This window comes from Candidatus Falkowbacteria bacterium, from assembly GCA_013336275.1.
Taxonomy (GTDB): domain Bacteria; phylum Patescibacteriota; class Patescibacteriia; order Patescibacteriales; family GWE2-39-37; genus JAAXUA01.
The window spans coordinates 117260-130233 of sequence record JAAXUA010000002.1; the positions used below are offsets into that span (position 1 = coordinate 117260).

Annotated in this window: 13 protein-coding genes; all 13 read left to right on the forward strand. The window is 49.3% G+C overall.

The window, feature by feature from the left end; all coding sequences use genetic code 11:
• The first annotated feature begins 112 nt into the window (after window positions 1-112).
• From HGA34_02210 to HGA34_02270, 13 genes are read left to right on the forward strand one after another with little or no spacing between them, the layout of a single operon-like run.
• The gene (locus HGA34_02210) at window positions 113-2404 is read left to right on the forward strand and encodes a tetratricopeptide repeat protein (GenBank protein NTW22340.1); all 2292 of its coding nucleotides are present in this window, start codon (window positions 113-115) and stop codon (window positions 2402-2404) included.
• A gap of 20 nt (window positions 2405-2424) precedes the next feature.
• Window positions 2425-3219 carry a class I SAM-dependent methyltransferase gene (locus HGA34_02215; GenBank protein NTW22341.1) on the forward strand — a complete coding sequence of 265 codons (795 nt, stop codon included), beginning with the start codon at window positions 2425-2427 and terminating at the stop codon, window positions 3217-3219.
• A complete protein-coding gene (locus HGA34_02220; GenBank protein ID NTW22342.1) occupies window positions 3216-4292 on the forward strand; it encodes a DegT/DnrJ/EryC1/StrS family aminotransferase in 1077 nt (358 codons plus the stop codon). The genes HGA34_02215 and HGA34_02220 overlap by 4 nt, the downstream gene beginning before the upstream one ends.
• Complete coding sequence (locus HGA34_02225) at window positions 4286-4993, forward strand: WbqC family protein (protein NTW22343.1); 708 nt, start codon at window positions 4286-4288, stop codon at window positions 4991-4993. The genes HGA34_02220 and HGA34_02225 overlap by 7 nt, the downstream gene beginning before the upstream one ends.
• Before the next feature lie 3 nt (window positions 4994-4996).
• Entirely contained in the window at window positions 4997-5959 is a 963-nt protein-coding gene (locus HGA34_02230) for a glycosylase (protein NTW22344.1), read from the forward strand.
• Between the two features lies 1 nt (window position 5960).
• A complete protein-coding gene (locus tag HGA34_02235; GenBank protein ID NTW22345.1) occupies window positions 5961-6920 on the forward strand; it encodes a hypothetical protein in 960 nt (319 codons plus the stop codon).
• A gap of 13 nt (window positions 6921-6933) precedes the next feature.
• Window positions 6934-7683 (forward strand): class I SAM-dependent methyltransferase, encoded by a 750-nt coding sequence (locus tag HGA34_02240; GenBank protein ID NTW22346.1) that lies wholly within the window; start codon window positions 6934-6936, stop codon window positions 7681-7683.
• Between the two features lie 10 nt (window positions 7684-7693).
• Window positions 7694-8143 carry a GNAT family N-acetyltransferase gene (locus tag HGA34_02245; protein ID NTW22347.1) on the forward strand — a complete coding sequence of 150 codons (450 nt, stop codon included), beginning with the start codon at window positions 7694-7696 and terminating at the stop codon, window positions 8141-8143.
• Entirely contained in the window at window positions 8143-8976 is an 834-nt protein-coding gene (locus HGA34_02250) for a glycosyltransferase (protein ID NTW22348.1), read from the forward strand. Before HGA34_02245 ends, HGA34_02250 begins: the two co-directional genes overlap by 1 nt.
• Before the next feature lies 1 nt (window position 8977).
• Window positions 8978-10159, forward strand: coding sequence for a glycosyltransferase family 4 protein (locus HGA34_02255; GenBank protein NTW22349.1), 1182 nt, complete (start codon window positions 8978-8980; stop codon window positions 10157-10159).
• On the forward strand, window positions 10156-11298 hold the full coding sequence (locus tag HGA34_02260; GenBank protein NTW22350.1) for a glycosyltransferase family 4 protein: 1143 nt from the start codon (window positions 10156-10158) through the stop codon (window positions 11296-11298). Before HGA34_02255 ends, HGA34_02260 begins: the two co-directional genes overlap by 4 nt.
• Window positions 11291-12157: a class I SAM-dependent methyltransferase gene (locus tag HGA34_02265; protein ID NTW22351.1), complete on the forward strand. Its 867-nt coding sequence runs from the start codon at window positions 11291-11293 to the stop codon at window positions 12155-12157. The genes HGA34_02260 and HGA34_02265 overlap by 8 nt, the downstream gene beginning before the upstream one ends.
• A gap of 8 nt (window positions 12158-12165) precedes the next feature.
• Window positions 12166-12972 carry a prepilin peptidase gene (locus HGA34_02270; GenBank protein NTW22352.1) on the forward strand — a complete coding sequence of 269 codons (807 nt, stop codon included), beginning with the start codon at window positions 12166-12168 and terminating at the stop codon, window positions 12970-12972.
• Window positions 12973-12974: the final 2 nt, after the last annotated feature.

Genomic DNA, 12974 nt, shown 5'->3' on the forward strand with positions numbered 1-12974 from the left:
AATTCTTAATGGATCCAATTAAGGGTTTTATATATAAATAGGGGCGAAACTCGCCCCTATTTATTTTTTTAAGCATTTAGGGTAAAGTTTGGTTATGGTAAATATGGAAAAAATGGCTAAATATATTGATAATATCATAACATACGTCCTCTGCGGATTGCTTTTTTTGCTGCCGCTCTACTTTACGCCCATCAGTAAGACTGCCCCAGGCTTCATTATCAACTTGGCGATCGATAAGGTGGTGATATTCAAGATTTTCGTTATCCTGCTGCTGCTTCTGACTTTGATAAAGGTATTCTTAGAAAAAAAGGCGGTCATATATGGCTCAATGAAGCAGTATCTACTGTTCTTACCGTTCTTTTTGGCTTTGGGGGTAGGCACTATCTTCTCGGTTGATCAGCCGACAAGCATTGATGGGTTTTATTGGCGCCAGCAAGGGTTGATTACCTATGCTTTTTATCTTTTATTCGCCATATTGCTTGTTTTTGCTATCAACAAGCGGGCCAGGGCGGAAAAAATAATTACCGGTTTGTTGCTTGGCAGTTTTTTTGTCAGCGTAATAGGGATTCTTCATTGGTTGAATCTGGATTTCTTGAAATTGCAGAAAGTGGAACACTTCAGGCCTGGTTCGACTCTGGGACAGCCGGTTTTTTTGGGCAATTTCCTGGTTCTGACCACATTTTTAGCAGCTTATAAGATATATGCTGCTAAAAATAGCAAGCTAAAGATATTTTACGGCTTCTTGATACTATCTCAGTTTGCGTGTCTGGTCCTGACGTATAGCCGCGGGGCCTGGATCGGCTTTTTGGTTGGCGCGATGGCCGGAGCCGCACTGCTACTGAGAGACAGAGGCATGAACATCTTGAAAAGAAAGAACCTGGCCAGGGCCGGAATCGCGGCTTTGTCCATTTTTTTTATTCTTGGGGCGAGCACGATTTTTATCAACCGGAATTCCGACTATCTGCTATTCGATAGGCTTAAAAGCAGCTTCAATTTTTCGGTCGGTAGCGTATTCCTGCGTTTTCAGTATTGGCAAGGGGCCTTGGACTTGATCAAAAAGAGCCCGGTTGTCGGATACGGTCCCGAAACGCAACGCATACTCTTTTTGGATTATTACAACCCGGCTTGGGGCGAGCAAGAAAATATCAATGCCTTTTCTGATCGGGCGCACAACGAGTACCTTGATGTATCGTTGGCCGGTGGGGTGCCAGCCCTGCTGGGGTTGCTGCTGATTTTCGGATACCTGTTTTGGACTTCTCTTAAGGGTCTGCCGTCGATTGAGGACCGCACGGATCGGTTGTTAGCTATCGCTTTGCTGGCTAGCTTGTTCGGGTATGGGGCAGCGATATTTTTCAGTTTTTCGATTACCGAAACCCAGGCACTTTTTTGGTTTTATGCAGTCCTGGTCATGGCTCTTCAGAGCGGCTTCAAGGCGAATGAGTTCTCGTTCGAGCGTATCGGCCGGTTCCGTGCCATCGGCTTCTTGATGCTAGCGCTGGTGGCGGCCATCGCTTCGGGACAGATTGTCAGCGAAATCTTCAAAGTTCAGGCTGATTATTATGCCGTGAAATCGAAATTCGCCGGCGCCAAAGGAGACAGGCTGGGGTCCCTAGACTATTATCAGCGGGCCATCGCCCTGAATCCGGCCGAGGAATATTATCGCGATTATTACTTATCGGAATTGACAAGCTACGAATCCGACAGGATCAAGCTGAATGAGCGCTTCAATATCAGCAGTATGGATTTGGTGAAATCGATAATCGATAAAGATCAGGAACTGCCTGATAATTATTTCAGAAAGATGAGACTGCTGAACGCTTATGTCTATTTCGTCCGCCAAGGCCGTAGCGAGTATCTGGCCCAAGCAGAGAAGGCCTCTAAGGAGCTGATAAAGCAGTATCCGATGCTGCCCGATCCGCAGTATTATCTGGGATTGTTGTACTATTATGATAAGCGCTATGCTGACGCCGCTCGGGAGATTGAGAAAGTATTTCCTCTGCTGCCCGACGCGAATAGCGCAGTTGCCAATCTTGAGCATCGGACAGCGATCATGAAATATTCCGAGCAGCGTTATTTTATGCTGGGCATGGCCTATTTGAACATCTCAGACTACAAGAAGAGCAACGAGGCCTTTTTGAAGATTCTCAAGGTGAGTCCTTTCGCGGCCAATGTCTATCAGTACGTCGGTTGGAATTACTACAAGCAAAAAGAGGCCGCTAAGGCTATCTGGTATTACAAGCGGGCAATCTCGTTCAATCGGGGCAACTATCAGCTGCCATTGCAGCTAGGCAACATCTATCTTGAAGAGAAAAAGAACAAGGAAGCATTGGAGTATTTCAAGTCGGCGCAGAAACTGAACCCCGATGACAAATCGCTTGGGGAGGCTATAAAAAAATTGCAATAAAGGCGTCTATGCTGTCATCCATGATAAAAAAAACGAAGAAAGCGGCCAAATATATTTTAATGGAGTCATCGGCAATCGGTCACGGAATGTTCGGAAAGCTGCGATGCCCAGTGTGCGGCGGCAAAATAGTGAAGTATGCAAGATTCCCGGAATGGTATCTTGATATGTACAGCAGGCACCGCTTCATCCACCCGTTGTTCGCCTATGAAACTTTCAATGCGATTGATTTTATGTGTCCTCTTTGCCACGCCTCGGATTCGGCCAGGCTTTATGCGCTTTACCTTGGAAAAAGGCTGCCGGAATTGAGCGGGGAAATAAGGCTTTTGGACATCGCGCCTTCGGCCCCCTTGGCAAAACTCATTAAGAAGCATGAGAATGTCAACTACAGAAGCGCTGATTTGACCAGAACAGATGTCGATGACCAGGTGGACCTGACCGCTATGCCGGTTTATGCTGACAATTCCTTTGACCTGATTATCTGCACTCACGTCCTGGAACATATCGAAGATGACCGAGCGGCCATGAGCGAGCTATATCGAATAATGAAATCGGGCGGCGAGGCGATCCTGCAGGTGCCGGTTCTGCCGACCCTGGAGAAAGACTATGAGAATCCGTCGGTCAGGTCTCTTGAAGATCATTGGCGCTATTATGGCGAAGCAGACCACGTCAGAGTATATTCGAAGGTCGGATATCTGGAAAAGCTTCAAGCATCAGGGTTCAAGGTGCGCCAGCTCGGTGCGGATTTTTTCGGCAAGGAAACGTTTGAAAATAACCGGATAACTCCGGGGTCGGTGCTTTATATCGTAACCAAATGATAAATGTAAACAAAACTTATCTGCCGCCCGCCGAAGAGTATGAAAAACTGTTAAAGCGGATCTGGGAGAACAATCAGCTGACCAACAATGGACCCTTGGTCCAAGAGCTTGAGGACAAGCTGAAAAAGCATCTCGGGGTCAAACATTTGTTCCTGGTCGCCAATGGCACGGTCGCTTTGCAAATCGCCATCAAGGCCTTGGCGCTCAAGGGAGAGGTCATAACTTCGCCGTTCACTTTTTTGGCGACCACCACCAGCCTGATTTGGGAGGGCTGCGAGCCGATATTTGCCGATATCCAGAAGAATTCTCTGACTATCGATCCTATTGAAATAGAGAAACGGATAACTCCGAACACCTCCGCCATACTCGGGGTGCATGTTTATGGCAATCCGTGCGAGGTTGAAAGGATCAAGGAGCTATCGGAGAAATATGATTTGCCAGTGATTTATGATGCTGCCCACGCCTTCGGGGTGAAATACAAGGGCGAGTCACTTTTGAATTACGGCGACATCTCAACTTTGAGCTTCCATGCCACCAAAGTCTTCCACACGGTCGAGGGCGGAGCAGTAATAACCAATGACGACGATTTGGCACACCGCATATCGTATATGCGCAATTTCGGCCAAGAAGGCCCTGAGAAATTCTGGGGAGTCGGAATCAATGCAAAGAATTCTGAATTCCACGCAGCCATGGGGTTGTGCATCCTGCCGCAGATCGACGGAATAATCGCCCGACGCAGGGTGATCAGCGAATTGTATGACAGCCTGCTTGACTCAGCGCCTGGCATATCGAAGCCCTTAGTAAGGGCAGGTGCCGAATATAACTTCAGCTTTTATCCGGTCATTCTGCCTTCGGAAGAAGCCTTGCTTGATTTGCAGTCGCGACTTTCAGATGAAGGTGTTTTTACGAGAAGGTACTTCTATCCGTCATTGAATACCTTGGATTATGTCACCCGGCAAGAAGCTCCGGTTTCGGAAGACATATCGAGAAGGATTCTGTGTTTGCCATTTTATTATGATTTGCCTGATGACGACGTCATTCGGATCGCTAATATTATTTGCGGAAAATCATGAGAATCGCGATCATGCAGCCATATTTCATGCCCTATATCGGCTATTTCCAATTGATGGACCTGGTCGACGAGTTCGTGGTTTATGATAATGCTAAATATACGAAGAGAGGTTGGTTCAATCGCAACCGCATCTTGGTCAATGGCAGCGATGCCCAGATCACTTTGCCCCTCAGGAAAGACTCGGACCATCTCCACGTCAAGGATCGGTATCTGGCCGATTCTTGGGAAAGCGAGAGGAAGACGATTTTGAACCGTATTCACGGCGCTTATGGCAAAGCCCCGCATTTTGACGAGTCTTACGGCGTAGTCGAAAGAGTCGTGGGTCATGATGACCGCAATCTGTTCAACTTTCTTCATAATTCCTTGCTGGTTACCAAAGATTATCTTGGCATCACGACGCCCTTGGTGGTGTCATCGACCATTCAGGCAGACCACGAACTCAAAGCCGAAGATCGAGTCGTTTCTATCTGCGCGGCAAGGTGCGCTAAATCCTATATCAACCCCATCGGCGGCTTGGAGCTGTATTGCAAAGAGCGGTTCGAAAATGACGGCATCGGCCTGAGCTTCATTAAAACGGATGATGTGCGCTATCGCCAATTCGGCCAAGAATTCGTGCCGTCACTTTCGATTATCGACGTGATGATGTTCAATTCCAAGGAGAATATCCGGGAGATGCTGGAGAAAAAATTCAACTTGATCTGATTTATGTTCAAATGGAAAAAATTAGGCAGGATTTTCAACCCCCAAGACATCGCTGGGCGGGAGTGGCTTAAGGAGTTCGCTCAAGCGCCGGCGACTCTGATTTTCGATGACCGCGTCAGAGTCTATTTTTCCTGCCGGCCTTCGCCCGATCAGAACGGGCAGTACATCAGCTACTCTGCTTATGTCGATCTTGACCGTAAAGACCTGACCAAGGTGCTTGATGTGGCCAAGGCGCCGATCCTGGAACTTGGCGGGCTGGGAGCCTTCGATGAGTTCGGCACCTATCCGGTGTCGGTCATTCGTGAGGGCGGCCAAGTTTGGGCCTATTACGGCGGCTGGACCAGGTGCGAATCGGTACCCTTTAACGTAGCCATCGGTCTGGCCAAGAGCGACGACAATGGCGTCACTTTCAAAAAAGCTGGCCCCGGCCCGGTGTTGTCATGTAGCCTCGACGAACCTTTTGTTTTGAGTGGTCCGAAAATCAGGAATTTTGACGGCCAGCGTTATCTTTATTATATCGCTGGCAGGAAGTGGATCGTGTCCGATGGTCGCGCCGAGCCGGTCTACAAGATCAGGATGGCAACTTCACCCGATGGAATCAACTGGCAGCCAGCAAACAAGGACTTGATCGAGAGTCGTATCGAAGCCGATGAGGCTCAGGCCAGTCCTGACGTCATTTTTTACAAGGGAAAATACCGGATGTTTTTCTGTTACCGCTATAGCGAGGGTTATCGAGGCAAAGATAAGGGGTATCGCATCGGTTATGCCTATTCCGATGATCTCATGAATTGGACAAGGGATGATGACTCGGCCGGAATCGATATCTCCGATGACGGCTGGGATTCAGAAATGATCAGCTATCCCCACGTGTTCGAACTGGACGGGGAAGTATATATGCTTTATTTGGGTAACCAGGTCGGGCGCCATGGTTTCGGCCTGGCCCGTCTCGAATCATTAACCGATTGATATGAAATGGAAAAAGCTGGGTAAAATTTTCGATCCGACAGAACATGTCTTGCCAAACGGCTGCCGCGAATTTGCGCAATCACCGCAGGCATTGGTTTTTGACGATTTTGTACGGATTTATTTTTCTACCCGCCAGGTCGACAAGACCGGGAAATATCTAAGCCACCCGGCTTTTGTTGAAATGGCCAAGGACTTTTCCAAAGTGCTAAGAGTTTCCGACAAGACAGTACTGGATCTGGGCGGGTTGGGTAGTTTTGATGAGCACGGAATTTTCCCTTTGAACGTGTTCAAGCACGAGGGTCGGGTGTTCGGATATATCAGCGGCTGGAGTCGGAGAGTGTCGGTGTCTGTTGAGACGGCAATCGGTCTTTCCGAGAGCCATGATGGCGGTTTAACCTTTGAGCGTATCGGCGCGGGGCCGATATTGGCGGCTTCGCTTGACGAGCCTTTCTTGGTTGGTGACCCGTTTGTCGCTTTCCATGCTGGGCAGTACCACATGTGGTATATTTATGGCACGCAGTGGGCCGATTACGACCATGACCAGGGAGCGCAACGGGTTTATAAGATCGGCCACGCGGTTTCCGGCAATGGCATCAACTGGCAGAAAGAGGGGAGACAGCTGATTGCGGACGTGTTGGGGCCAGACGAATGCCAGGCCTTGCCGACTGTTATTAAGCTGTCTGGCCGGTATCATATGTATTTCTGTTATCGACAGGCTGCTGATTTCAGAAAGAACCGCGACCGAGGCTATCGCCTGGGCTATGCGTATTCGGATGATCTCGCAAGCTGGACTAGGGACGACGGCAAGGCGGGAATCGATGTTTCAGCTACGGGCTGGGATTCGGACATGATGTGTTATCCGCACCTTTTCGAAAGTGGCGGCCAGGTGTACATACTGTATAATGGAAATGAGTTCGGCAAATACGGGTTCGGTCTGGCCATCCTGGAAAACGAGGATTAATATCAAAAAACATATGGAAACACAAAGAGACTATAACTCCGAGACGAACGATGCCGAGAGTCACAAGTATGCTTACGGTTTCGATTTCGACGTGATGCACCCATTCATGTTGCGTGCCTTCGCTCCGTTTTGGATCCAGGGCAACCTCTTGGAATTGGGCAGTTTCAAGGGTGATTTCACGAAGCGGCTTCTCCCTCTGTTCGACGATATAACCTGCGTCGAGGCTTCGGATCAGGCGTTGGCCGAAGCGAAGCAGGTGCTAGGCAGCCGAGTCAAATTCATCAACTCTACCTTCGAGGACGCGTCGTTGCCGGCCAAGTATGATAATATCGTCCTGACCCATGTCTTGGAGCATGTCGATGAACCGGTGCAGCTGCTTGAGAAGATAAGGCGGGAGTGGCTATCTGACAAAGGCAGGTTATTCCTGGTCTGCCCTAATGCCAATGCCGCTTCAAGGCGCGTGGCAGTGAAGATGGGTTTGATCAGCCATAATGAGGCCGTTACGCCAGCCGAGCAGGAACATGGCCATCGGCGGACCTATTCTCTGGATACGCTTGAGCGCGATGCGCGCGCTGCCGGTTTGGAAATCGTCCATCGCTCCGGCATCTTTTTCAAGGCTTTGGCTAACTTCCAGTGGGACAAGCTACTTAAGACCGATATCATCTCGCCGGAGTATTTGGACGGCTGCTACGAGCTTGGCCTGGAATATCCTGACCTCTGCTCAAGCATCTTCTTGCTTTGCGAAAAAGGGAATAAAAAATAAGCGTAAATATATGGACAAGGCCCAAGTCAGGTATGCTAAGGGAACAGCTTCGGCGCAAGCTATTGCTGAACATCTGCTGGCTTGCCAGAACGATTTCATTCCGCCGTTGAACGAGACGGTCGATATCGAAGGTTATGCTCAGAAGCTGGCAGACAAGGCGACTACTTTCGAAGCTTGGACTGATGACGGCTTGGTCGGCTTGTTGGCTGCTTATCTTAACCTCGATACGGCCGAGGCCTATATCTCAAATGTAAGCGTTGGTAGCGATTTTAGGGGCTTGGGCTTGGCCAAGTCCCTGGTGGGCCAGTTTCTTGATGAGGCCAGACAGGCTGGTTTGAGGTTGGCAAAATTGGAAGTGAGCAAGCTCAACCAGCCCGCCAGAAAATTGTATGGCAAGCTAGGATTTATCGAGTCAATCGCTGAATCCGATAAGATATTTATGGAAATGAAGCTCATCTGATGCAAAAAGAAAAAATGAAGGAAGATATAACAATCAGCGTTTGCATGGTTACTTATAACCATGCAAAGTATATTGCTCAAGCAATCGAGGGAGTGCTGGCTCAAGAGGCCGGTTTCGGCGTGCACTTGTTTGTGGGGGACGACGCCTCGACTGATAGCACTAGGGAAATCGTCAAAGCATACGTCGACAAATTTCCCGACAAGATTACCATGCTGACAACAGAAAAGAATATGGGCGGGCACCTGAATTATCTTCGGACCTTAGCGGCTTGTAAGGGGCGATATGTCGCTGTTTGCGAGGGTGATGATTTTTGGACGGATAAGAGAAAGCTGGCGAAGCAGGTCGCTTTTCTGGATGAAAATGACGACTGCGCCATCTGCTGTCATCCGGTGGCGATATATCGTGAGACAGACCATGATCAAAGCCAGACTTTTCCTGATTGGCCGATCAAACCGAAGTCCGATACGGTCGATCTCTTGTCCAAAAATTTCATCGGCGCCTGTTCGACCGTCTTCCGCAACGACAGCCGCGTGTCTTATCCCGATTGGTTGCTTGATATGAAGATAACCGACTGGCCCATGAATGTCCTACGATCCGAATTCGGCCTGATCGGGTATTTGCCGGAAAAAATGTCGTCATACCGGGTCCATGCCGGGGGCACTCACTCTGCGCGGACGAAAATATATCAGTTCAAATCTATAATCGAAGCGTATAGAAGGATGGGGATTTATTTTGGGAAAAAGCACAGAGGCGTCATCATGGGCGGCATGGTCCGCACTTACTATTTTATATTCAAAGAGCTAATCAAGCATTTGCTCAGGATCAAAGTCTAATATGAACATACTGCTGATCAGCTATTATCCCTTTGAAAGCGGTGGCGTCGGGACGTCGACCTACCACTTGGCGCGTGCACTGGAAAAAATGGGTAATAAGGTCATAATCGCTTCGACCGAGGCCTATCCTGATTTTGAAACTCATGTTTTTAAGCCAGTCAGATATTTGCCGATCCTTCAAGCGAGGGACGCCTATCTGACGGGTTTCTTTTCGCGCTTGATCAAGAGATATGATATCGATATAATCCATAGCTCCGATTTGCGGTTCACGGGCAACGGCGCCATGGCGGCGGCCAAGAGTAATAAAATTCCTTGCGCGGTCCATTACCGCGATTATTGGTTCGGCTGCCTCAAGGGCGACCTGCTGTATCAGAACAAGACCCAATGCGAGGGCATGCGTTTGGGGAAGTGCCTGAAATGCAACGGCCTTTATCGCGCACCCTGGGAGGCTTACAAATACGGCTATTTTAAAAAACGAATCACTCGCTTGGCTGAGGTGCAGGCCAATATGGCGGTAAGCTGTGCCGTCAAGGAAAAGATGCTGTCCGCGGGCATAGAAAAGAACGTTGCGGTAGTTTATGACTTATTTCCCGAAGCCAGTAACGAGATGGCGGCGATCGACAAGCGCCCCGGCATGTTTACGGTGCTGTTTGCAGGAAAGATGATCTACCACAGAGGCATCGAAACCTTGATGAAGGTTGCTGAAAGAGTGGGCGTGCTGAATCAGGAGATATTTTTTAAAATCGCCGGCGACGGAGAGATGCTTGATTTCGCCAAGCGATATGCCGAGCAGCACGGCTTGAAGAACGTCGAGTTCCTGGGCCATGTGAAGCATCTTGAGATGGCCAAGCTCCAGGCAGGGGCTGATATTTATTTTTTCCCCTCTTTGCTGGCCGAACCCTTCAGCCGCGGCATCATTGAGATGATGCAGCAAGGCAAGCCGGTCATCGCTTCGAATCTTGGCGGGACCAAAGAGGTGATTGAAGACGGCCAGGGCGGCTACCTGGTTGATCCGCTTGATTTCGAAGCTTGCGCTCAGAAAATCGTTTCGTTGGCCAGCCAGCCTGAGTTGATTAAAAAGATGGGGGCGGTCAATCTTGCCAAGTCGAAGGAATTTTCTGAGGAGGCAGTGGCGAAGAAAATTTTTGACCTATATACAGAAGCTATCAGATCAAAATCATGAAACACAAGGTATTGATATTGAATCACACGCCCTTTGTCGGCGGCGCCCAGCTAGCGATCATCGATCTTCTTGAAAAGATTGATCGCGAAAGATTTGAGCCGGTCGTAGTAAACTCAAACAAGGCTGAAGAACTCGGCTTTGTCTCTGAATACGAGCGGCTCGGCGTGGCCTATCGCCTGATTCCTTTCGAAAGGATGAAGGTGCTTGATTGGCGTGCCGTTGCGCGGTATTGGTCCAGTGTCAAAGAATTGCGACGGATAGTCGTCCAAGAAAAGCCCTGCGTCATTTTCTGCAATACTGTCCGGGCAGATCTGGTGGCCGCTATCGTCAGCCTTATGACAAAAACCAAGGCAATCTGGTACGTTAATGATTATACATTTCCTCGTCCGGTTTTCAGATTATTGCAGATAATTCCACGGAAGATCATTTTCGTTTCCGCCGCTGTGGCTGGTTATTATGGTTGCGATTTGAAAAAAAATAAATTCCAGGTCATCCATCCCTGGAGCCGGTTCGATGAAAGGCTGTCAAATGTCAGTATCGAAGACATCCAGAAGATCAGGGAAGGTTGGAAGGCTGGTCCGAACAATTTTGTTGTCGGCTTTGTCGGCCGGCTGGTCGAGTGGAAAGGCGCTCAGGTCCTAGTGAAGGCAATCAAGCTTCTCAAGGATAGGGGCGCGAGCAATATCAAGTGCGTCATAATCGGTTCGGGGCAGAGCGAGCCGAATAACGAGGCGGCAGTGCATGACCTGGTTGCCGATCTTGATCTCGGAGAAACTGTCGTCTTCACAGGACACGTGAAGCTGGTGGCACCGTTAGTGAAGTCTCTGGACTTGCTTTGTTTGACCTCGATCGAGCCGGAACCCTATTCGACCGTGGTTGTTGAAGCTATGCTGGCTCGAGTGCCGACTATCGGCACCGACCTGGGAGGCACACCGGAGGCGATCAAACATGAGCGGACGGGTTTGCTTGTCAGACCCGATGATGCTGAAGGCCTGGCCGAAGCAATAATTAAAATTATGGATGATCAAGAGCTTAGAAACAGGTTAATCGACAACGGGCTTAGCTATGCCAGCGAGAACAACACTGCCGTTTCGGCAGCCAGAAGGCTTGAGCAGTTGTTTGTGGAAAATTGTGAATAATCAATTATCAAAATGCATAGTCTGCGGCAGTGGCCAGAACGGGAAAGTCTTTGAAGAATTCGGAGTCTCCGTTTTCAAGTGCGAATGCGGACATCTTTTTTCCGATGCCGGTTCCCGTGACGACTATGATGGCTATTTCGGCAATGAGAATGTCGATGACTTCGATGTTTTTTGGTGGCGTGAGTCCCACCATCTGATGTACCAGAAGTTCATCTCGCAGTATATGCAAGGACGCTCGGGCAAGATTCTTGATGTGGGTTGCGGGCTGGGTTTTTTCCTTCAGGCAGTCCAGGGCGTCCCGGGCTGGGAAGCCTATGGTTACGAAATATCCGAGCCGGCGGCCAACTACGCTTCTAATATCTTGCGCTTGAAGCATGTATTCAAGGGCCGGGTCGAGGATAATGGATTCGAAAATGGCAGTTTTGAAATCGTGACCCTGTTCGACGTCATCGAACACCTGCCCAATCCGAAACCGATGCTTGATTCCATAAAATCGTTGCTGGCTGAAGATGGTATCATTTTCGTCCATACGCCGAATGCCGGCATGCAGCTCTTGAAGGCCAGGCTGAAGCGGCTGATCCATCGCGGCGTCAGGCCCAAAGGTCACTACCTCGAAGCTTCGGATCATGTTAATATTTATACGCCAGGTTCTTTGTCACGTCTGCTCCTCGGTGCGGGTTTTGCAAAGGTGGAATTCGTCCATCTGCCGCCGATCCAAAGCGTGGCCGGCAGCAGGACTCCGGCAATGAAGCTGATTAAGAACCTATATTATTATTTCGCGGTGTTCTTGTTCAAAGCTTCATTCGGCCGGGTTAATATCGACAACCTGTTTGCCGTTGCCACGGTTAAAAGGTCATAATGCATCATATGGTTTACCCCCTATTATTTTTTATCTTTTTTTTCGGTTTGATCATCGGTTCGTTTTTAAATTGCCTGATTTGGCGTTTACACAAGGACGAGACAGTGCTCGGCCGCTCGTATTGTCCCCATTGCCGCCATCAGTTGGCCTGGTATGACAACGTGCCGATCCTAAGCTATGTCGCCCTGAAGGGGAAGTGCCGCTACTGCGGCAAGTCGATATCTTGGCAGTATCCGGCAGTCGAGCTGGTAACCGGCCTGCTTTTCCTGGGTTCCTTCATTTTTAATCTCCAAGCAGCGCCTGCCCTGGACCAGCTGTTTGCAGTTCGCGTTTTACGCGATTGGCTGGTCGTGTCGGTAATGGTCATAATCTTCATTTATGATTTGCGCTGGTATCTGATTTTGGACAAGGTCACTTTCCCGGCGATGGCAGCGGTGGCGATCTTCAACCTTGTAGCTGAGTTCGGCGCTGGTGGTAGCGGCCAAGTCTTAAGTTGGCGCAATTGGGTGATTTCTGGTATAATAGGTGGTAGTTTCTTTTTATTGCAATTTATCGCAACCAAGGGCAGGGGCATAGGCGGAGGAGATTTGCGCCTAGGGCTGCTGATGGGCTTGATCCTCGGTTGGCAAGGCTTAATCGTCGCTTTTTTTGCAGCTTATTTCTCCGGGTCGATCGTCGGCCTATCGCTTATCGCGGCTGGCAAGAAGCAGTGGGGCTCAAAATTGCCGTTCGGAGTTTTCTTGGCCCCCGCCACTATCGTCGCCCTATTCTGGGGGCAGCCGCTTTGGCAGTGGTTTTCGCGTTGGTTATATTAATA

Coding starts and splice junctions, on each gene's coding strand:
- HGA34_02210 (NTW22340.1), top strand. CDS start 113: ATGGCTAAATATATTGATAATATCATAACATACGTCCTCTGCGGATTG.
- HGA34_02215 (NTW22341.1), top strand. CDS start 2,425: ATGATAAAAAAAACGAAGAAAGCGGCCAAATATATTTTAATGGAGTCA.
- HGA34_02220 (NTW22342.1), top strand. CDS start 3,216: ATGATAAATGTAAACAAAACTTATCTGCCGCCCGCCGAAGAGTATGAA.
- HGA34_02230 (NTW22344.1), top strand. CDS start 4,997: ATGTTCAAATGGAAAAAATTAGGCAGGATTTTCAACCCCCAAGACATC.
- HGA34_02235 (NTW22345.1), top strand. CDS start 5,961: ATGAAATGGAAAAAGCTGGGTAAAATTTTCGATCCGACAGAACATGTC.
- HGA34_02240 (NTW22346.1), top strand. CDS start 6,934: ATGGAAACACAAAGAGACTATAACTCCGAGACGAACGATGCCGAGAGT.
- HGA34_02245 (NTW22347.1), top strand. CDS start 7,694: ATGGACAAGGCCCAAGTCAGGTATGCTAAGGGAACAGCTTCGGCGCAA.
- HGA34_02250 (NTW22348.1), top strand. CDS start 8,143: ATGCAAAAAGAAAAAATGAAGGAAGATATAACAATCAGCGTTTGCATG.
- HGA34_02255 (NTW22349.1), top strand. CDS start 8,978: ATGAACATACTGCTGATCAGCTATTATCCCTTTGAAAGCGGTGGCGTC.
- HGA34_02260 (NTW22350.1), top strand. CDS start 10,156: ATGAAACACAAGGTATTGATATTGAATCACACGCCCTTTGTCGGCGGC.
- HGA34_02270 (NTW22352.1), top strand. CDS start 12,166: ATGGTTTACCCCCTATTATTTTTTATCTTTTTTTTCGGTTTGATCATC.